Source organism: Halobaculum sp. P14, assembly GCF_051195155.1.
Taxonomy (GTDB): Archaea; Halobacteriota; Halobacteria; order Halobacteriales; family Haloferacaceae; genus JBNTKA01.
In genome coordinates this window covers 134941-152999 of sequence record NZ_JBNTKB010000001.1, presented here as the reverse complement: position 1 = coordinate 152999, position 18059 = coordinate 134941, and the positions used below count along the sequence as shown (strand labels likewise).

Sequence of the window (18059 nt, the reverse complement as noted above, 5' to 3'; positions counted from 1 at the left end):
GTTAGAAGTCGTCCACGTCACGCCCGCCGCGCGGGGTGACGAGGTGTTCGCCGTGGTCGTTCTCCCAGACCGCCGTCTCGCTGTTGCCGACGAGGATGGACGCGCCCATCCCGCCGACCTCGTCGTCGTGTTCGGTGGCTTCGCCGAGCGTGGTGATGGTGTGCGTCTCGCCGTCGCGGTTGCGGCCGGCCTCGCCGCGCCCGGCGTCGTTGATGATGGCGACCGGTACGTGGTCCGCGCGCTCCTCGCGCAGCACCTCGATTGCGCGCTCGTAGTCGCGCCAGCAGTTGTAGAGGAAGACGACGAACCCGCTGATGGCCGCCGCGCGGAGTTTCTCCTCGATCTCCGCCCAGCCGCGCCACTTGTCGGACAGCGAGACGGTGCAGAAGTCGTTCGAGAGCGGCGCGCCGAGGTTCGCCGCCCCGCCGAGCGCGGCGGTGACGCCGGGCACGATTTCGATGGGGACGTCGTACGCCTCGTCCTCCTCCGCCATCAGGTAGACCAAGTCGGACTTGCCGTAGACGTTCGGGTCGCCGCCGGAGACGTGCGCGACGTCCTCGCCGTCGCGGACGCGCTCGAACGCCTCGCGCGCGAGTTCGACCTGACGCCCCATCGTCGAACGGACCAGCTCCTGGTCGGGCCGGTCGTCGGAGTCTTCCGGCGGAAGCGTGCCGTCCCGGCGGAGGAACTCCTGGTAGAGGTTCGACGCGACGACGCAGTCCGCGGTCCGGATGACGTCTTTCGCGCGCTGGGTCATCCCGCCCGGGAGGCCGGGACCGATGCCGACGACGTAGAGGGTGCCGTAGTCGCTCGCGTCGACGGCGGTCCCGGCGTCGGCGCCCGGTTCGGCCTCGCTGCTCGCGGTTGCACCGCTCGCATCTTCCGAGGCCTCGCTCCGTTCGGCCTCGCTGCTCGCGGTTGCACCGCTCGCATCTTCCGAGGCCTCGCTCCGTTCGGCCTCGCTGCTCATCGTCCCACCGCCACGGTCACGGCGTCGTCGTACCGCTCCTTCTCCACCAGCAGCTCGTGGTCGCGGCCGCCGGCGATGGCCGACGCCTCGGAGATTCCGGGCCAGCCGATGAGCTCCTTCGACCGCGACGTCGTCGGTCCCTCGAACTCCTCCAGGGTGTCCTTCTCGAAGGCGACGACGCCGACGCCGAGTTCGTCGGCGGCTTCGAGCAGGCCGTCCTCGTCCTCCTTGCGGGTGCCGGTGGCGACGAACTCCACGTCGTCGACGCCGTAGTCGGTGTCGTCGAGCACGGACTCCCACGCGTCGAGGAACTGCTCCTGCTTGGCGCCGGAGACGCTCCCGGTTCCGAGGACGACGCCGTCCGCCTCGTTGCGCTTCAGGACGGTGACCCCGTCGCCGACCAGCACCGCCTTCGGGCCGTCGAGGCGGGCGACCGGGCCGAGGTCGTCGTCGAGCACCGCGAGGTTCGTCGCGACCGTCGAGTCGCCGTTGACGACGTGGGTGTCGAGGGCTTTCGCGCGCTCCTCGACGCCCTGTTTGCCGGCCGCCTCGGACGCGGTGGTCATCGCGGGCACCGCGCCCATCGACGCGAGGTCCTGGGCGACCTGGTTCGCGCCGTGGTGGCCGCCAGTGAGCGGAATCGCCCACGTCAGTTCCTCGTCGACCACGACGACCGCGGGGTCGTCCCACTTGTCGTCGAGCAGCGGCGCGGTCTTCCGCATCGCGATGCCGCTGGCCATCAGGCCGACGAAGCAGTCGTACTCGCCCCAGTGCTCGGCGAAGACCTCGCCGTGGTACTCCAGAACGTCGATGGACGCGTAGCGGTCGCCGATGCCGTCCACGATTTCTTCGGCCGTGTCCATCTTCCGGCCGAACGAGACGATGGCTATCTCCTCGGCGACCTCGCCGTCGGACTCGGGCGTCGAACAGTGCGCGCCTGCGTCGTCGTTGTCGGTGCTCATGTCAGTCGTCAGCCTCCTGTGGGTCGTCGTTCGAGTCGGCGCCGCGGTTCGCCCAGTCGCCGTAGAGGTACGAGCGCTCGTAGCCCGTGCCCGCGCCCGCCTCGCCGATGATGACGAGCGCTGAGGCGCGGTAGCCGGCGTCCTCGACCGCCTCGCCGATGGTGTCGATGGTGCCCTCGATGACGTCCTCGTCCGGCCACGACGCGTGGTAGACGACGGTCACCGGGGTGTCCGGGTCGTGGCCGTCCTCGCGGAGTCGGTCCATCACGTCGGGGACGGCGTGCGTCCCGAGGTAGATGCAGGTCGTCACGTCCCCCATCTCCACGAACTCGGAGATGTGGTCGTCCGCCGGGTCGAGGGTCTTCCCCTGCGGCCGGGTGAAGGCGACGTGGTCCGCGGTGCCGTTGAGCGTGAGTTGCGTCCGGAGCGTCGCGCTCGCGGCGAACGCCGAGGTGACGCCCGGGACGACGTACGTCGGGACGCCTTCGTGTTCGAGGGCGTCCATCTGTTCGAGCGCCGCCCCGTAGATGGCCGGGTCGCCGCTGTGGAGGCGGGCGACGGTCCGGCCGTCCTCGTGAGCGTCACGCATCAGCGGAATCAGTTCCTCCAGGTCCTTGCCGACAGAGGAGACGGTTTCCGCGTCCGCGCAGTACCGCTCGATGAGGTCGCTGTTCACGAGCGACCCCGCGTGCACGACGAGGTCGGCCGCCTCGACGAGTTCCTTCCCGGTCACCGTGAGGAGGCCGGGGTCGCCGGGGCCGGCGCCGATGAACGGGACGCCGTCCTGGACGTCGCCGGCGGTGTGCTCGTAGACGCGGGGGTCGCGGCCGCGTCCGCGTTCCGCGGCCGCCGCGTCGATGGCGTCCTGCGGGTCCGTCGCGCCGCTCTCAGTCATCGGCGCGCACCTCTGTCTCCGAGCGGGTGAACGCGGTCGGGCGGTCCTTCTCCAGCGTCCGCCGTTCGGCGTAGGCGAGCGTGTAGTAGTCACGGTCCGCGACGTCGGCGGGGTCGTCAGTGACGAGCGTCTCGCCCTGCTCCATGAACAGCCGGCGGCCGTACGTGACGTCGTAGCCCGCGTCGACGAGGCCGTCGTGCGTCGCCGGCGCGTCGGTCACCTTGAACAGGACCATGCGGTCCGGCCCGGTCGGAGCGTCGCCGTTCGCGGCTTCCCGGAGCGCGAGCCCGGCGCCCGCGTCGACTTCGACGCCGAGCGCCGCGGTGAACGCGGTGACCGCGCTCACGCCCGGGACGACCTCGACGTCGACGTCGGGGTGGAACGCGTCGAGCGTCCGGCGGAGGTGTCCGAACGTCGAGTAGACGTTCGGGTCCCCGAGGGTGACGAACGCGACGTCGTCCGCCGCGGCGAGCGGGGCGACTTCCGCGGCCGCCTCCTTCCACGCGGCGCGGAGTTCCTCGCGGTCTCGGGTCATCGGGAAGTCGAGGTCGCCGATGCGCTCTTCGGGGACGTGCTGCGTCGCGACGGACCGCGAGAGGCGGCCCGGCGAGTAGACGACGCTCGCCGCTTCGAGAACCCGCTTGCCGCGAACGGTGACGAGGTCGGGCTGTCCGGGGCCGAGACCGACGCCGTACAGCGTCATGCGGTTTCCTCCGCGTCCTCGTCGTCGGTTCCGCCGCCGAGCATGTAGACGGGGTTGTCCGAGTCGAACGACGTCGCGCCGGCGAGTTCGTAGCCGTGGCTGACCTGGAACTGGACGACTTCGTCCAGGAGGTCGCGTTCGCGGAACGCCTCGACTGCGGCGCCGGCGACTTCGAGCCGGGAGACGTTCATCACGACGCGGTCGACGCCGGTTTCGACCGCGTGGTCGAGGACCCCCTCGTAGTTCCGGCTGCCGCCGAGGAACAGGGCGTCGGCGTCGTCAGGGAGGCCGTCCGGCGCCTCGGCGGTGCGGACCGTGACCGCGTCTTCGAGCCCGTTCGCGGCGAGGTTCTTCCGGGTCACGTCGGCGCGGTCTGCGTGTCGTTCGAGCGCGGTGACGCGGCCCGCGTCGCGTGCGGCGTCGGCCGTGACGGCGCCCGTGCAGGAGCCGACTTCCACGAAGTGGTCGTCGGGGCCGAGGGCGAGTTTGTCGCGAAGGACGGCCCGCACCTCCGGCTTCGTGGGGCCGGCCTTCGCGTCGTGCGGTAGTCGTGTCCGTGGCATCGCAGAGAACAACGCAGGTGGAACCTAAAACAATTGTGGTTGAATTAGGGCAAGTGTGGTTGGGGTCCGTAGTTCCCGGCAAGTCGGCCGGTGCGGTCGGGTGAGACGGCGACGACAGCGGCCCCTGAACGCGCAACTCGGTGACGAATGAAAAATTACTACATCCGTCTTCACGTGGTCGGCGTATGGGTACAGCTGACACGGTCCGCGTCGGAATCGTCGGGCTCGGCGGCATCGGCACGCACCACGCCGACTACGTCCGCGACCTCGGCGAGACGCTCGTCGGCGGCGTCGACGTCGCCGAGGGCGCGCGCGACGCGTTCGCCGCGGAGTACGACGTGCCGACGTTCGAGACGTACGCCGGACTGTCCGACGAGGGCATCGACGCGGTCATCGTGACGACGCCGAACAAGTTCCACGAGCAGTACGTCGTCGAGGCGCTCGAAACCGGCGTCGACGTGCTCTGTGAGAAGCCGCTGGCGCACAGGCTCGACAGCGCGGAACGCATCGCCGCGGCCGCCCGCGACGCGGACGGCTTCTGCATGGTCGGGTTCAACAACCGGTTCCTGCCGGCCGTCGAGGTGTTCAAGGGCTACCAGGAGCGGGGCCGGTTCGGCGACGTGACGCACGTCGAGGCGAACTTCGTCCGGCGTCGCGGCGTCCCCGGGCGCGGCGGCTGGTTCACGACGAAAGAGCTGTCGGGCGGCGGGTCGCTCATCGACATCGGCGTCCACGCCATCGACCTCGCGCTTCACTTCCTCGACTTCCCGGACCTCGTCGAGGTTTCGGGCCAGACCCGGTCGGCGTTCGGGAGTCGCGCGGACTACACCTACCTCGACATGTGGGGCGAAGACGGCGAGGAGAGCCAGTTCGACGTCGACGACTCCGTCACGGCGTTCGTCCGGACCGCCGACGGACAGACCGTCTCGCTCGAAGTCGCCTGGGCGACGAACCGGCCGCCCGAACACGACTTCGTCGTGCAAGGCACCGACGGCGGAGCGACCCTCGACCGGCACGCGGGCGATCTCACCATCCACGAGGTCGCCGACGTCGGCGACCCGCACTTCACCGACACCGCCGTCGAGACGCGCGACGAACCGACGCACCGACGCGAACTCGCCCGGTTCTTCGAGGGGGTTCGGGCCGGCGAGGCGCCCGCGCGAAACACGGTCGAACAGGCGCTCGACGTCCAGCGCGTCATCGACGCGATTTACCGGTCGGCGGACGCCGGTTCCGCCGTGACACTCGACCAATGAACGTCGGCGTACTCACCGTTCCGTTCCATGACGAACCGCTCGAGGACACCCTGGAGTACCTCGCCGGCATCGGCGTCGACGCCGTCGAACTCGGCTGCGGCGGCCACCCCGGCGACGCGCACCTCCCGCGTGAGCGACACCTCCACGACCCGGACGCACGGGCGGCGCTCCGCGACACGCTCGACGAACACGGCCTGTCGGTGTCCGCGCTGGCGACGCACAACAATCCGCTCCACCCGGACGACGACACCGCCGACCGCGCGGACACCGAACTCCGCGAAGCCGTCGAGCTCGCCGCTCAGCTCGACGTGAACACCGTGACGGCGTTCTCCGGGCTCCCGGCGGGCGGCCCGAACGACGAGGTGCCGAACTGGATTACGGCACCGTGGCCGAGCGAACACGCCGACGCCCACGAGTACCAGTGGGGCGTCGCCGAGGAGTACTGGGCCGACCTCGCGGCGTTCGCCGACTCCCACGGCGTCGACGTCGCCGTCGAGATGCACCCGAACATGCTGGTGTACGAGCCGCACGGCATGCTGGAACTGCGCGAGCGCACCAACGACCGCATCGGCGCGAACTTCGACCCGTCGCACCTCTACTGGCAGGGCATCGACATGCCCGAGGCGATACGGCTCCTCGGTGACCGCGACGCCATCCACCACGTCCACGCGAAGGACACGAAGGTGTACGAGTCGAACGCGCGGACCAAGGGCGTCCTCGACACGACGCCGTACGGCGACGTCGAGGACCGGTCGTGGCTGTTCCGGTCGGTCGGCTACGGCCACGGCGAGGCGCACTGGAAGGACGTCGTGTCGACGCTCCGCATGGTCGGCTACGACGGCGCGCTCTCCATCGAACACGAGGACGCGCTGACGAGCAGCCGGGAGGGACTCGAGAAGGCGGTGGACGTGCTGCAGCGCGCCGTCTTCGAGACGTCGCCCGGGGAGGCGTTCTGGGCGTGACGCTCGACGTCGGCTTCATCGGCTACCGGTTCATGGGGAAGGCGCACGCGAACGCGCTGTCGCGGCTGTCGATGTTCTTCCCGGAGGCGCCGGAGACGAACCGGGCGGTCGTCGTCGGCCGCGACGAGGACGCGCTGACGGACGCCCGCGACCGGCTCGGCTTCGACCGGGCGGCGACCGACTGGGAGGACGTCGTCGACGACGTGGACGTCCTGTACAACCTCGGCCCGAACTTCCTGCACGTCGAACCGTCCGTCGCGGCGCTGGACGCCGGCGTCCACGTGCTGTGTGAGAAGCCGCTCGCGCCGACGATGGCCGGCGCCGAGCAGATGGCGTCGGCAGCCGCGGAGTCGGACGCCGTCGCGGGCTGCGGGTTCAACTACCGGTTCATCCCGGCGATTCAGCTCGCGAAGCGGCTCATCGACGCCGGCGAGCTCGGCGAGATTCGGCAGGTGCGCGGCCGCTACCTGCAGGACTGGCTGGTCGACGCGGACGCGCCGTGGACGTGGCGGATGGACGCCGAGCGTGCCGGCTCCGGGGCGCTCGGCGACCTCGGCGCGCACACCGTCGACCTCGTCCAGTTCCTCGTCGACGACGTCGTCGGCGTCTCCGGCCGACTGGAGACGTTCGTCGAGGAGCGCGACACGCCGGCGGGCGAGACGCGACCGGTCACCGTCGACGACGCCTACTCCGCACAGGCGACGCTGGCGAACGGCGCGACCTGCACGCTCGAAGCCTCCCGCGTCGCCGCCGGCCACAAGAACGACCACACCATCGAGGTGCACGGCTCGAAGGGCAGCCTCCGGTTCTCGCTCGAACGGCTGAACGAACTCGAACTGATGCGGGAGGGCGCCCGCGGCTACGAGACCGTGCTGGTCACCGACGAGGACGACCCGTACCTCGACCACTGGTGGCCGCCGGGGCACGTCCTCGGCTGGGAACACACGTTCGTCCACGAGAACTACGAGTTCCTGTCGGCGGTCGCCGGCGACGACTCGTTCCGGCCGTCGTTCGACGACGCGCGCCGCGTTCAGGCGGTGCTCGACGCCGTCGAACGCAGCGACGCCCGCGGAGAGTGGGTCGACGTCGACGCTGACCGCTGACCGCCTCCCGCCGAGCAACCCTCGACTCTCCGCGATTCTCCGGTCCGCGTCGCCTACCAGTACTGTTCGACGACGTCGGTCGCGTGCGCCAGCGTCTCGTAGCTGTCCGGGCGGCCTTCCGCTTCGTAGACGAGCCAGTCGAACTCGTGGTCGCGGACCAGTTCGACGGCCGCCTCGACGTCCAGGTCGCCCGTGCCGACCGCCGTCGGTTTCCTAGTCGTCTCGTCGTAGTCTTTCAGGTGGACGAGGTCGACCCGGTCGGCGTGGTCGTCGAGGACGGCGAGCGGGTCGTGGCCGGCGGCGCCCGCCCAGCCGAGGTCGAGTTCGAGGCCGACCCCGTCGGCCGCGTCGAGCAGCACGTCGAGCGCCGGTTCGCCGTCGAGGTCGACGAACCCCTGGTCGTGGTTGTGGTAGTGGAGGTCGAACCCGCGGTCGTCGAGCGCGTCGCCGACGGCGGTGAGCCGGTCGGCGGCGGCCTCGACGGCGTCCACGGAGTCGAAGTGCTCCGGGTCGAGCCACGGAACCGTTATGGCGCGGCAGCCGAGCGCGGCGTACGTGTCGGCGACGCCGCCCACGTCCGATTCGAGGGCGTCGAGGTCGACGTGGGCGCCCGCGACGGCGAGGCCCGCATCGTCGAGCGTGTCGGCCAGCTCCGCCGGGTCGGCGTCGTCGAGGCCGGCGAACTCGACGCCGTCGAACGGCGCCTCGCCGACGCGGCGAACGACGTCGTGGAGCGAGTCGTCGACCGCGTGGAGGCTGTGCAGTTGGAAGCCGAGGTCGGTCATGGTCGCGTGGTCGACCGCGGGCCCATTAAATCCGGGCGCGGACCCCGATTAAGGGCTCCCTAAAGTTCGATGGGCTTATCAGTGATTAGGCGGCCCTAAACAGTATGGACGCAGACGACTCGTCGACGCCGACGCGGAGAGACGCGCTGAGAGCGGGCGGGGCGGTCCTCACGGCGGGGCTGTTCGCCGGCTGTACGAGCGGCGGCGACGCGACGCCGACCGACGACGTGAAGACACCGACCGCGACCCCGGAGTCGGGGACGACCGAATCGACGACGGAATCCGGGCCGTACACGGTGTCGATGGCGCCGATGGGCGACGTCGCGTTCGACGCGCCGCCGGAGAACGTCTTCACCGTGTTCCCGCAGTACGCCGACATGGCCGTCGCGCTCGGCCACGGCGACGCCGTCAACTCGGTGTACGTCCCCGAGATGTCGGGGACGACGATGAACCACTACTACGATTGCCTCGACGGCGTCTCGTTCGACTGGAAGGGCCTGACCGACCCGCTCAGCGACGGGCTGAGCAAGGAGCTGCTCTTCGACCTCGGCAGCGACGTCCACTTCGCCGACCCCGCGTGGGCGTCGACGCAGAACAACTGGAGCCAGAGCGACGTCGAGGAGGTCGGCAGCGCCGTCGCGCCGTGGTTCGGGAACTTCTACAGCGGGACGCACGCCGATCCGCCGGAGGCGTACGCCGACAGCTACCAGTACTACTCGCTGTGGGACATGTTCGGGAAGGTGGCGCAGGTGTTCCGCGAACGGCAGCGCTACGAGGCGCTCGCGTCGGTCCGGCGGGAGATGCTCTCGACCATCGAGGCGAACCTGCCGCCGAAGGAGGAGCGGCCGACGGCGGTCCGGGTCACGCTCAGCAGCGACAGCTTCTGGACGTACCACCTGAACCGGCCCGGCTACTGGCTGGCGGACACCCGGCCGCTCGGCGCCATCGACGCGTTCGCCGAGAAGGACTGGGGGCAGCTCTGGGGCCAGGTCGGCTACGAGGCGATGCTGGAAGCCGACCCTGACGTCATCCTCCACCTCTGGGGGATGACGCCGAACTACGCGATGAGCGACGTCCGCTCACAGCTCGAGAAGGACCCGGTCGGCAAGCAGCTCTCGGCGGTCCAGAACGGCCGCGTGTACGCCCAGGGGATGCGGTATCAGGGGCCGATCATGAACCTGTTCCAGACGGAGATGACGGCGAAGCAGCTGTACCCCGACGTGTTCGGCGAGTGGCCGGAGTACACCGACGGGCAGCCGTACCCGGAGATTCCCGAAGACGAGTGGCTGTTCGACCGGACGAAGGTCGCCGCCGCGGTCACCGGGTCGGTCGAAGAATGACCGCCGACAGCGACGCGGCCGACCGCTACGACGTCGTCATCGTCGGCGGCGGACCGGCCGGCTGTTCGGCGGGCGTGTTCACCGCGCGGTACGGGCTCGACACCGTCGTCTTCGATCGCGGGAACTCCTCGCTGCGCCGGTGTGCGCACCTCGAAAACTACCTCGGCTTCCCCGGCGGCATCGACGTCGAGACGTTCTACGACCTCGCGCACGACCACGCGCGCGAAGCCGGCTGCGACCTCGTCGACGACCTCGTCGAGTCCGTCACGCGTCCGGACGCCGACAGGGAGGAGGACGCCGAGCCGTCGGGCTTCGTCGTCGAGACGCAGGACGGCAGAACCGTCGAGGCGGCGTCCGTCGTCGCGGCGGCGCGGTACGACGCCGACTACCTCCGGCCGCTCGGCGACGAGGACGCCATGTTCGAATCGCACGAGCACGACGGCGAGGTCCACGAGCACTTCGACCGGACCTACGCCGACCGCGACGGCCGAACCCCGATCGACGGCCTGTACGTCGCCTCGCCCGTCGAGTCGGTGAGCACGCAGGCGATTACGGCGGCGGGCCACGGCGCGCTCGTCGGCCGACACGTCGTCGGCGACGCCCGGCGCGACGAGGGCTACTGGGACGACGCCGCAGACCGGGTCGACTGGGTCCGCCGCGAGCGCGCCCGCGACCCCGAGTGGGGCGACCGCGACCGGTGGCGCGACTACTTCGACGACGCCGCGCCGGACGACCTCGACGTCAGCGACGCGGAGTACGAGCGCCTCCGCGAACGCGAAATCGACGACCGGCTCGACATGTACGTCTCCGACGACGAAATCGACCGTCGAGAGCAGCGCGCGCACGACCGGCTGCTCGAACACATCGACACCGACCGAATCAGGGCGTACCTCGACCGCGTCGACGGCGACTGAGCCGCACCGGGCGGCGCGCCGCCGCCGCCGCGACTCACTTCTCGATGACGGTGAACTCGTTCCCGGAGAACAGCACCGCGTATATCGGGGAGAGCGCTTCGAACACGGCGTACAGCGGCAGCGCGAGCGCGAGCACCGGCCACCGGCTGCCGCCGACGCGGCCGACGCCGTACAGGTAGGTGCCGCCGTAGACGACGCCGGCGAGCGTCGGCGCGAGTTCGAGGACGTCTGGGAGGGCGACGCCGCCGGAGGAGTACCACAGCAGCGTGCCGAGCGGCCCGGCGACGATGGCGCACACCCACGAGGAGAACCGGAGTCCGGTCAGCGCGCGGGTGACCGGCGAGGCGCTCCACAGCAGGTTCCACGTCCCGATGAACCACCGGGAGCGCTGCTCGAACAGGGCTTCGAGCGTGTGCGGGCTGAGGATGCTGACCCTGGTCCGCGACTGCCACGTCCGCACGTCGTTCCGGACGAGTTCGGCGGCGAACGCGAAGTCCTCGACGATGGTTTCGCGGTCGAAGCCGACGTCGAGCAGCACGTCCCCGCGGGCGGTGAGCAGTTCGCCGTGGAAGCCGATGTACGGCCGGCCGAACAGCCCCGTGAACGCCCGGAACACGGTGAGGTCGTCGAGCAGGCGGATGTGGTCCATGATGTACGTCACGGTGCTGTCGCCGCGCCGCGGGGAGAGCACCGCGTTCATCGCGCCGCGGCCCTTGGCCTCCTGCACCGGAATCTCGTAGAGGAAGCGGTCGTCGCGGACGAGGTTGTCGTCGTCGATGAACGAGTACCAGTAGTCGGGGGCGTCGGCGACGACGGTGTCGATGAAGTACTGGATGGCGCGGCCCTTCGCGACCGCGTCGCAGTCGTAGTCGTCCGGCACGACGACCGTCTCGACGCCGTCGAGCGCGCGGAGCTCCGCCTCCAGGTCGGCGCCCTCGTCGGTGAGACAGTACACTGTGTAGTCGCTGAACCGGTCGCGGTGGTGGTCGAGACACTCCAGCAGCGAATCGCGGACGTGGTCGGCGCCGACCGTCGGGACGACGAACCGGACGTTTTCGGCCGGTTCCGAGGCGGTCTCGGGCCGATACAGCAGGTAGCCGAGGAGCCCGAGGACGAAGTACGCGAGGAGGACCGTCCCGACGAGACTTCCCAGTACGAGGACCAGTCGGACGAGCACACGCGTCACTCCGCGGACGCCGCTCTAAACACTGACGGAATCCGGACCAGTAAGGCGATTCTGGTGTTTAAATACGATTACACACAGCAGAAATATTGTGAACGATCACGAGGAATTCTGCGTCGGTAGCCTGCTTTTCGGAGCGGCAGGTCACGGCACACCAGACCTCGACTCGACCACAGGGATGCTGTGCTCGATACACTCCGTCCACGCTCTGACCGCGCAGCCCCGCCGACCCTCTCGTTGAGTTCGTCGGTCCGGACGCCCGGAACCGAACGACTGTTCGGCGGCGAACCGCAACGTTTAGCAGGGAATTCGCCGAATTCGCCGGCGTATGCCCTCCAGCCAGCCGCGGTCCGCACAGCTCCGCGACAGGACCGACGTGGTCGGCGGCCGCATCGTCGCACAGATCATCGACGTCATCGCGATGACGGTTCAGATACTCGTCGTCGCGGTGGCGCTCGGAGCGCTCCTCGGCGGGAGCGGCACCGGGCCGGTCGCCGTCGGCATCCTCACGCTGCCGCTGTACGGCGGCCTGCTCGAAGGGTACTGGGACGGACAGACGCTCGGCAAGAAGTTCGTCGGCATCCGCGTCGTAGACCGCCGCGGCGGCGACTGCTCGGTGGGTCAGGCGTTCGTCCGAAACCTCCCGGCGGTGGTGATGCCGGGGTGGCTCGTCTACCTCGTCGCGCTCGCGTCGATGGCGGCCAGCGACACCCGCCAGCGCGTCTTCGACAGGCTCGCCGAAACCGTCGTCGTCCGCGCCTGAACCGCACTCCCACGCCGCTGCCCGGCGCCGGCGACGAGGCGGAGCGAACCGTTCGGCCACCACGTTTTCCGGCGCTCGCACCGACGACTCCCCCGTATGCCGGTCCACCACCTCGCAGTCGAGCCGGTAACGGCTTCGCCGGACGACTCGGTCGAATCGGTCGCGGAAACGATGGCCGAAGACGGCATCGGCGACGTCGTCGTCACCGAAAACGAGTCGCCGGTCGGCGTCCTCACCGACCGCGACGTCGCCGTCGCCTACGGGAACGGCCGGAACCTCGACGAACTGGAGGCTGCCGACGTCATGTCTGAGAACCCGGTGACAATCGAAGGCGACGCCGAAGCCGTCGACCTCCCGAAGCGGATGGCCGAAGCCGGTGTGCGGCGGCTCCCGGTCGTCGACGACCACGGCGACATCGAGGGCGTCGTCACGCTCGACGACGTGGTCGCGGTCGTCGGCGAGGAGCTGGAAGACGTCGCGACGGTCATCGAGTCGCAGTCGCCCGGCTACTCGCCGTAACAGGCCGACGGGCAGCGGTGGGTCCTCCGGGCCTGCGCGGTCACGTCGTGAACCGCAGCAGGTACTCGTAGTACTCGCCGCCGTACTCGATGTACCGGAACGACGGGTCGTCGTCGCCGGCGTCCTTCTCGACGTTCCCGTCGAGGTAGGCCCTGCGGTGCAGCGCTTTCAGCACCTCTCGGTATCCGTCCGAGTACGGGTGGCTCTCGGCGTACCCTTCAGCGGCGGCCTCCCGCATGATGGACCGCGCGGCTTCTGAGAGCTGTTCTCGCTCGACGGACGCCGTGACGAGGCGGGCGCGGAGGATTTCCTCCATCTGCGCCGGGTCGTCGGCGACCGGTTCGACGACGGCGCGGTACACCGGCTCGTGGAACCGTTCGCGCGCGACGTCGACGGCGTAGATGGTGTCGCGGAAGGCGACGTGGCTCGGCGGCGACCCGTCGAGGAGGCTGCTGTCGGCGACGGCGTCCTCGTCGCGGTAGACGTAGCCGCCGCGGTCGACGAGTTCGCGCGGGTAGCCGCCGGCGTTGCCGCGGGCGCGAGCCGCCATGTGGGCGACGTGGACGGCGCGCTCGTCGACCGCGGGAAGCGACGACGCGTCGACGTGTTCGGGGACCGAGTCGAGCTGGTCGGTTCGGCCGACGGTCTTCAGCCTGAGCACCGGGTGCGTCGCCGTCGACTCGTCGACGACGACGGAGCCGAGTTCGTAGTAGGTGCCGTCGTGTTCTGCGTACGCCGGTTCGCCGCGGGCGAGGAACGGCGTGTGGAACGTCGTCGTGTACGCCGTGCCGTTGCGCGCCGCCGCGAACGCCGCCTCGTCTCCCGACGAGCCGCTGTCGTCGAGCGAGCGGACGAACCGGTCTCGGAGCGACCCCTCTTCGTGCTCCATCGAGAGTTTCAGCGCGCGGCCGTCGCCGTCGCCGCCGCCGTCTCCGCCGAGTGCGTCGAGGCAGCCTGCGAGGCTGCCGACCGCGGCGGTTCCGGCGAGCGCGAGGACTGTCCGCCGTGACTGCGTGGAGGGCTGCACGGTTCCGACGACGCACACCCGGGCCTTCAAAACCTCGCTCGCGGGACCGGAACGACTTTTCGCGCCGCGGCCCGAACGTCGGCCATGACGCTGACACCGCGCGACGTCGCCGACCTCTCGACGGGCGAACGTCGCGCCTTCTTCGACCGGGACGCCGGGGTCGACGCGGTCCGCGGCGACGTCCGCGAAATCGTGGAGACGGTTCGCGACGAGGGCGACGCGGCAATCCGCCGGTTCTCCCAGGAGTTCGACGACGTCGACGTCGCCAACATCGACATCACCGACGAGGCCGAGCGCGCCGTCGACGCGGTCGGCGACGACGAACTCGCCGCCGTCCGGGACGCCATCGAGAACGTCCGGGAGTTCCACGAGGCGCAGCGCCCGTCGGACTGGACCGAGGAGTTCGGCGACGGCCGGACGCTCGGCCGCCGGTTCCGCCCCATCGACCGCGTCGGCGTCTACGTCCCCGGCGGCACCGCCGCCTACCCCTCCTCGGCCATCATGGGCGTCGTGCCGGCGACCGTGGCGGGCGTCGACCACGTCGCCGTCGTGACGCCGCCGGCCGACGACATCGACCCCGTGACGCTCGCCGCGATTCACGAGGCCGGCGCCGACGCCGTCTACTCCGCCGGCGGCGCGCAGGGCGTCGCGGCGCTCGCGTACGGCACCGAGACGGTCCGCGCCGTCCGGAAGATCGTCGGCCCGGGCAACAAGTGGGTGACCGCGGCGAAAGCCGAGGTCCGCGGCGACGTCGAAATCGACTTCCTCGCCGGGCCGAGCGAACTGCTCGTGCTCGCCGACGACACCGCCGACCCGGAACTGGTTGCCGCCGACCTCGTCGCCCAGGCGGAACACGACTCGGACGCGTCCGTCGTCGCCGTCACCGACGACGAGGACGTCGCCGCGGCGGTCGCGGAAGCGGTCGACGAACAGGCCGCCGACCGCGACCGCGAGGAGACGATTCGGGCCGCCCTCGGCGCCGACGCCTCCGGCGTCCTGGTCGCCCGGTCGATGTCCGAGGCAGTACTGTTCGCCGAGGAGTACGCCCCCGAGCACCTGTCGATTCAGGCCGACGACGACGAGGTGCTGCTCGACCGCGTCAGCAACGTCGGCTCCGCGTTCCTCGGGCCGTACACGCCCGTCGCCGCCGGCGACTACGCCTCCGGTACGAACCACGTCCTGCCGACGAACGGCGGCGCGAAAGCCTTCGGCGGCCTCTCCGTCGACACCTTCCTCCGCTCGTCGACCGTCCAGCGACTCGACGAGGACGGCCTCGCCGACCTCGCCGACACCGTGACGCTGCTCGCCGAGGCCGAGGGCCTCGACGCCCACGCCGAGAGCGTCCGGAAACGGTTCGAATAGGGCGGGCGGCCGCTGCGGACGGACGTTCGGTGGTTACCGCTCGCTGCTCTGTGCTACTCTGCTCGATGCCCGAGCGGCGGGTCGAGAGACGAATCGGGCGATGTCGATACGGGCGGAGCGACGTCGAGCCGTCCGTTTGCGACCCGAAGCCTGCTCGATGGTTCACTCGGTGTACTGCCGGAAGCCGATCCAGAGGGCGGCCGCGAGCCCCACGAGGCCGAATGCGGCGACGAAGAACGCGAACTGCGTCTCCAGCGCGGCCGAAACCACGGGGATGTCGGCCGTTTTGAGGCGGGCGAGCCCGAAGAATATCCCGAGGACGACGCCCGCGGCGGCGAGACGGGAACCGAGTTCCCGCACGAAGCTCCGGAACGAGAAGTCACGTGCCATATCGAACGGCTGGCTGGAGCGGCATTTCGGTCTGTTGAAATCGTACTCGGACGGTGGCTACGTGGCGCCGACACCGCTGCCGCGCGGTCCTCGGAGGCCGGTCCGCCGCCGTCTGCGTCCCGGTCGAACACGTCGAAGCCTCCGTCGGCGTCAGGGTTATGAGGACACAGCCGGATTATCCGCACATGAGTACTGACGCGTCCGATGGCGGCAGCGCGGACCCGGTAGTGTCGGTGACGCCCGACGCCGCCGAGGAAGCGGTGTCGCTTCTGGAGGGCGAAGGGATGGACACGGACGTCGCCGGGCTCCGGCTGTTCGTCCAGCAGGGCGGCTGCGCCGGGCTGAGCTACGGGATGCGGTTCGATACGGAGCCGGAGGAGGACGACCGCGTCGTCGTCCAGCACGGGCTGCGCGTGTTCGTCGACCCGTCGTCGCTGAACTACATCGGCGGCTCGACGCTGGACTACGAAGGTGGCCTGCAGGCGGAGGGATTCCACGTCGAGAACCCGAACATCGAAGCGGAGTGCGGCTGCGGCGAGTCGTTCCGGACGTAACGCGGCGGCATCGACCCCGGCTGCCCGGAAAGTCGGTTCTGCGTTCCTCTTTGCTCCGCCAGCGTCGGCCGTCGTCGTCAGCTGTCGTCGTCCGCGTCGGCCTGCGCGCCGCCGTCGGTGAGTTCCGCGACGAGCGTGTCGAGGCTGTAACTCTGGAGCGCGCTGTGTGCGTCCGCGACGGTTTCGACGACGAACGTCGAGTTCGTCCGCTCCACCTCGTCGATTCGCTCGAAGTCCGTGATGAGCCGCTCGACCATCTCGCGGCCGGAGAGGTGCGCGGTGACCATGAAGTCCGTCTCGCCCATCGTGAAGTACACCTGCGTCACCCCCTCGATTTCGGCGAGCTTCTCCCCGACGTCGTGGTGTGTGCCTGAGTAGTCCGTGAACACGTCGAGGACGACGGTGACGCCGAGCCCCAGCGCGTCGAGGTCGACGTCGTACAGGTCGTTCTCGATGACGCCGGCGTCGCGGAGGTTGTTCAGCCGGTAGTGAATCGTGGACACCGGAATCCCGGTCTCCTCGTGGAGCCGCTCCGGGCTCCCGGTTTCGAGGTCCGCGATGGCTTTCAGGATGGTGACGTCGCGCTCGTCCATCTGGCTACCGTGTCACCCGGCGACCGCAAATAGCCACCGGCTCCGGGGCGCACGGAAGGACTCCCGACACATCTCACCGCTCTCCGACGACGCAAACCGCCCGGACATTCGTGATGGGATATCCCGTCAGGTGTCTCCCAAGCCGTTCGTGACACAGCAACACGGGGGCTAGTTGAAGGAAACTCTAAAATACTCCAAGAATCTTGGATAGACATGAACTGGGACTGGCGGACTCTCCCTCCGGCCGCGCTGTTCGCGGTGCTCGCGCTGCTGTGGGGCGGGTCGTTCGTCTGGATCGAACTGGGGCTCGACTACTTCCCGCCGCTGTCGTTCGCGGCGCTGCGCTACGACGTCGCCGGACTGCTCGTCGTCGCCTACGCGGCGACAACGGTGGAGCGCTGGCGGCCGCGCGGCCGCGAATGGCTCTCCGTCGGCGCCGCGGCGCTGTTCGTCTTCGCCGGCTACCACGGCCTGCTGTTCCTCGGCGTCGAACACGTCAGCGGCGCCGTCGCCGCCACGCTCATCGGCCTCAATCCCGTCTTGACCGTCGGCTTCTCCGCGGTCGTCCTCCGCAGCGAGTCGCTGGACCTGACGCGGGTCGCCGGCGTCCTCTTCGGCTTCCTCGGCGTCGCCGTCGTCGCCGGCATCAGTCCGTCCGGATTCGTCGGCACCGACGTCGCGGGCGTGCTGCTCGTGCTCGCCGGCGCCGCGTCGTTCGCGTTCGGCTCGGTGCTCAGCCGCCCGCTCGCAACCGACCTCCCGACCCGGACCACGCAGGGATGGGCGATGCTCGGCGGCGCCGCCGTCCTCCACGTCGGCGGCTGGTTCCGCGGCGAATCCGTCAGCGACGTCGCCTGGACGGCCGAGTCCATCGCGGCGTTCGCGTACCTGACGCTGCTCGCCGGCGCCGTCGCCTACCTCGTCTACTTCCACTTGCTCGACGTCGTCGGCCCGACCGAACTGAACCTCGTCGGCTACGTCGAACCGCTCGTCGCCGCCGGCGTCGCCTGGGCCGTCCTCGGCGAGGTCGTCGCCCCCAGAACCGTCGTCGGCTTCGCGTGCATCCTCGTCGGCTTCGCCGTCGTGAAGCGCGCCGAACTCCGTCGGCTCGCCGACCGCGCCACCGCCGGCGTCTGACCCGGCCGACGCGGCGTTGCGGCTGCTGACCGCCCATCCGACTCGCCGGGAACCCGGAACTGCGGGCGGAATACCTGC

19 protein-coding genes and 1 pseudogene are annotated in these 18059 nt (G+C 70.0%); 10 read left to right on the top strand and 10 right to left on the bottom strand.

All coding sequences use genetic code 11. The features are described 5' to 3' along the window. Nucleotide 1 precedes the first annotated feature (1 nt). From ACQUS7_RS00795 to cbiT, 5 genes and pseudogenes are all read right to left on the bottom strand, one after another. Nucleotides 2-970 carry a precorrin-3B C(17)-methyltransferase gene (locus ACQUS7_RS00795; protein ID WP_435143591.1) on the bottom strand — a complete coding sequence of 323 codons (969 nt, stop codon included), beginning with the start codon at nucleotides 968-970 and terminating at the stop codon, nucleotides 2-4. Further along, complete coding sequence (cbiG, locus tag ACQUS7_RS00790; RefSeq protein WP_435143588.1) at nucleotides 967-1932, bottom strand: cobalt-precorrin 5A hydrolase; 966 nt, start codon at nucleotides 1930-1932, stop codon at nucleotides 967-969. Before cbiG ends, ACQUS7_RS00795 begins: the two co-directional genes overlap by 4 nt. 1 nt (nucleotide 1933) lies before the next feature. Then, nucleotides 1934-2827 (bottom strand): cobalt-precorrin-4/precorrin-4 C(11)-methyltransferase, encoded by an 894-nt coding sequence (locus ACQUS7_RS00785; RefSeq protein ID WP_435143585.1) that lies wholly within the window; start codon nucleotides 2825-2827, stop codon nucleotides 1934-1936. Between the two features lie 31 nt (nucleotides 2828-2858). Continuing rightward, a pseudogene (locus tag ACQUS7_RS00780) lies at nucleotides 2859-3530 on the bottom strand (cobalt-factor II C(20)-methyltransferase); the annotation flags it as partial. After that, entirely contained in the window at nucleotides 3527-4093 is a 567-nt protein-coding gene (gene cbiT / locus ACQUS7_RS00775) for a precorrin-6Y C5,15-methyltransferase (decarboxylating) subunit CbiT (protein ID WP_435143582.1), read from the bottom strand. The pseudogene ACQUS7_RS00780 and the gene cbiT, both read right to left, overlap by 4 nt. Nucleotides 4094-4278: 185 nt before the next feature. Here cbiT and ACQUS7_RS00770 point away from each other — a divergent pair, with 185 nt between their 5' ends. Genes ACQUS7_RS00770 through ACQUS7_RS00760 form a run of 3 tightly spaced genes read left to right on the top strand, consistent with a single transcriptional unit; the run spans nucleotide 4279 to nucleotide 7414 of the window. Beyond that, nucleotides 4279-5349 carry a Gfo/Idh/MocA family protein gene (locus ACQUS7_RS00770; protein ID WP_435143579.1) on the top strand — a complete coding sequence of 357 codons (1071 nt, stop codon included), beginning with the start codon at nucleotides 4279-4281 and terminating at the stop codon, nucleotides 5347-5349. Beyond that, complete coding sequence (locus ACQUS7_RS00765) at nucleotides 5346-6311, top strand: sugar phosphate isomerase/epimerase family protein (RefSeq protein WP_435143576.1); 966 nt, start codon at nucleotides 5346-5348, stop codon at nucleotides 6309-6311. Before ACQUS7_RS00770 ends, ACQUS7_RS00765 begins: the two co-directional genes overlap by 4 nt. After that, nucleotides 6308-7414: a Gfo/Idh/MocA family protein gene (locus ACQUS7_RS00760; protein WP_435143573.1), complete on the top strand. Its 1107-nt coding sequence runs from the start codon at nucleotides 6308-6310 to the stop codon at nucleotides 7412-7414. Before ACQUS7_RS00765 ends, ACQUS7_RS00760 begins: the two co-directional genes overlap by 4 nt. A gap of 53 nt (nucleotides 7415-7467) precedes the next feature. Here the strand turns inward: ACQUS7_RS00760 and ACQUS7_RS00755 are convergent, their stop codons facing one another. After that, nucleotides 7468-8199 carry a sugar phosphate isomerase/epimerase family protein gene (locus ACQUS7_RS00755; RefSeq protein WP_435143570.1) on the bottom strand — a complete coding sequence of 244 codons (732 nt, stop codon included), beginning with the start codon at nucleotides 8197-8199 and terminating at the stop codon, nucleotides 7468-7470. Nucleotides 8200-8303: 104 nt separating this feature from the next. Here ACQUS7_RS00755 and ACQUS7_RS00750 point away from each other — a divergent pair, with 104 nt between their 5' ends. Both ACQUS7_RS00750 and ACQUS7_RS00745 read left to right on the top strand, forming a co-directional pair. After that, a complete protein-coding gene (locus ACQUS7_RS00750) occupies nucleotides 8304-9539 on the top strand; it encodes an ABC transporter substrate-binding protein (protein ID WP_435143566.1) in 1236 nt (411 codons plus the stop codon). After that, nucleotides 9536-10453, top strand: coding sequence for an NAD(P)/FAD-dependent oxidoreductase (locus ACQUS7_RS00745; protein WP_435143563.1), 918 nt, complete (start codon nucleotides 9536-9538; stop codon nucleotides 10451-10453). The genes ACQUS7_RS00750 and ACQUS7_RS00745 overlap by 4 nt, the downstream gene beginning before the upstream one ends. Nucleotides 10454-10487: 34 nt before the next feature. On the opposite strand, the gene ACQUS7_RS00740 is transcribed toward ACQUS7_RS00745, so the two are convergent. Continuing rightward, complete coding sequence (locus ACQUS7_RS00740; protein ID WP_435128773.1) at nucleotides 10488-11630, bottom strand: glycosyltransferase family 2 protein; 1143 nt, start codon at nucleotides 11628-11630, stop codon at nucleotides 10488-10490. A gap of 334 nt (nucleotides 11631-11964) precedes the next feature. On the opposite strand from ACQUS7_RS00740, the gene ACQUS7_RS00735 reads away from it, so the two are divergent. Together ACQUS7_RS00735 and ACQUS7_RS00730 are read left to right on the top strand one after the other, a co-directional pair. Further along, on the top strand, nucleotides 11965-12399 hold the full coding sequence (locus ACQUS7_RS00735; RefSeq protein WP_435143559.1) for an RDD family protein: 435 nt from the start codon (nucleotides 11965-11967) through the stop codon (nucleotides 12397-12399). Between the two features lie 96 nt (nucleotides 12400-12495). Next, on the top strand, nucleotides 12496-12918 hold the full coding sequence (locus ACQUS7_RS00730; protein WP_435143556.1) for a CBS domain-containing protein: 423 nt from the start codon (nucleotides 12496-12498) through the stop codon (nucleotides 12916-12918). Between the two features lie 40 nt (nucleotides 12919-12958). On the opposite strand, the gene ACQUS7_RS00725 is transcribed toward ACQUS7_RS00730, so the two are convergent. After that, nucleotides 12959-13945 carry a hypothetical protein gene (locus ACQUS7_RS00725; RefSeq protein ID WP_435143553.1) on the bottom strand — a complete coding sequence of 329 codons (987 nt, stop codon included), beginning with the start codon at nucleotides 13943-13945 and terminating at the stop codon, nucleotides 12959-12961. 90 nt (nucleotides 13946-14035) lie between these two features. On the opposite strand from ACQUS7_RS00725, the gene hisD reads away from it, so the two are divergent. After that, nucleotides 14036-15307 carry a histidinol dehydrogenase gene (gene hisD / locus ACQUS7_RS00720; protein ID WP_435145206.1) on the top strand — a complete coding sequence of 424 codons (1272 nt, stop codon included), beginning with the start codon at nucleotides 14036-14038 and terminating at the stop codon, nucleotides 15305-15307. A 162-nt stretch (nucleotides 15308-15469) separates the two neighbouring features. Here hisD and ACQUS7_RS00715 read toward each other — a convergent pair whose 3' ends face one another. Further along, nucleotides 15470-15697 carry a hypothetical protein gene (locus ACQUS7_RS00715; RefSeq protein ID WP_435143550.1) on the bottom strand — a complete coding sequence of 76 codons (228 nt, stop codon included), beginning with the start codon at nucleotides 15695-15697 and terminating at the stop codon, nucleotides 15470-15472. Nucleotides 15698-15882: 185 nt separating this feature from the next. Here ACQUS7_RS00715 and ACQUS7_RS00710 point away from each other — a divergent pair, with 185 nt between their 5' ends. Further along, entirely contained in the window at nucleotides 15883-16251 is a 369-nt protein-coding gene (locus ACQUS7_RS00710; protein WP_435128788.1) for a HesB/IscA family protein, read from the top strand. A 77-nt stretch (nucleotides 16252-16328) separates the two neighbouring features. Here ACQUS7_RS00710 and ACQUS7_RS00705 read toward each other — a convergent pair whose 3' ends face one another. Continuing rightward, complete coding sequence (locus tag ACQUS7_RS00705) at nucleotides 16329-16844, bottom strand: Lrp/AsnC family transcriptional regulator (RefSeq protein WP_435143547.1); 516 nt, start codon at nucleotides 16842-16844, stop codon at nucleotides 16329-16331. Nucleotides 16845-17057: 213 nt separating this feature from the next. On the opposite strand from ACQUS7_RS00705, the gene ACQUS7_RS00700 reads away from it, so the two are divergent. Continuing rightward, nucleotides 17058-17981 carry a DMT family transporter gene (locus tag ACQUS7_RS00700; protein WP_435143544.1) on the top strand — a complete coding sequence of 308 codons (924 nt, stop codon included), beginning with the start codon at nucleotides 17058-17060 and terminating at the stop codon, nucleotides 17979-17981. Nucleotides 17982-18059: the final 78 nt, after the last annotated feature.

Excerpts from the sequence above, each read along its gene's own strand:
- ACQUS7_RS00795 (WP_435143591.1), bottom strand. The coding sequence starts at position 970 with ATGAGCAGCGAGGCCGAACGGAGCGAGGCCTCGGAAGATGCGAGCGGT.
- cbiG (WP_435143588.1), bottom strand. The coding sequence starts at position 1,932 with ATGAGCACCGACAACGACGACGCAGGCGCGCACTGTTCGACGCCCGAG.
- ACQUS7_RS00785 (WP_435143585.1), bottom strand. The coding sequence starts at position 2,827 with ATGACTGAGAGCGGCGCGACGGACCCGCAGGACGCCATCGACGCGGCG.
- cbiT (WP_435143582.1), bottom strand. The coding sequence starts at position 4,093 with ATGCCACGGACACGACTACCGCACGACGCGAAGGCCGGCCCCACGAAG.
- ACQUS7_RS00770 (WP_435143579.1), top strand. The coding sequence starts at position 4,279 with ATGGGTACAGCTGACACGGTCCGCGTCGGAATCGTCGGGCTCGGCGGC.
- ACQUS7_RS00765 (WP_435143576.1), top strand. The coding sequence starts at position 5,346 with ATGAACGTCGGCGTACTCACCGTTCCGTTCCATGACGAACCGCTCGAG.
- ACQUS7_RS00755 (WP_435143570.1), bottom strand. The coding sequence starts at position 8,199 with ATGACCGACCTCGGCTTCCAACTGCACAGCCTCCACGCGGTCGACGAC.
- ACQUS7_RS00750 (WP_435143566.1), top strand. The coding sequence starts at position 8,304 with ATGGACGCAGACGACTCGTCGACGCCGACGCGGAGAGACGCGCTGAGA.
- ACQUS7_RS00745 (WP_435143563.1), top strand. The coding sequence starts at position 9,536 with ATGACCGCCGACAGCGACGCGGCCGACCGCTACGACGTCGTCATCGTC.
- ACQUS7_RS00735 (WP_435143559.1), top strand. The coding sequence starts at position 11,965 with ATGCCCTCCAGCCAGCCGCGGTCCGCACAGCTCCGCGACAGGACCGAC.
- ACQUS7_RS00730 (WP_435143556.1), top strand. The coding sequence starts at position 12,496 with ATGCCGGTCCACCACCTCGCAGTCGAGCCGGTAACGGCTTCGCCGGAC.
- ACQUS7_RS00715 (WP_435143550.1), bottom strand. The coding sequence starts at position 15,697 with ATGGCACGTGACTTCTCGTTCCGGAGCTTCGTGCGGGAACTCGGTTCC.
- ACQUS7_RS00710 (WP_435128788.1), top strand. The coding sequence starts at position 15,883 with ATGAGTACTGACGCGTCCGATGGCGGCAGCGCGGACCCGGTAGTGTCG.
- ACQUS7_RS00705 (WP_435143547.1), bottom strand. The coding sequence starts at position 16,844 with ATGGACGAGCGCGACGTCACCATCCTGAAAGCCATCGCGGACCTCGAA.
- ACQUS7_RS00700 (WP_435143544.1), top strand. The coding sequence starts at position 17,058 with ATGAACTGGGACTGGCGGACTCTCCCTCCGGCCGCGCTGTTCGCGGTG.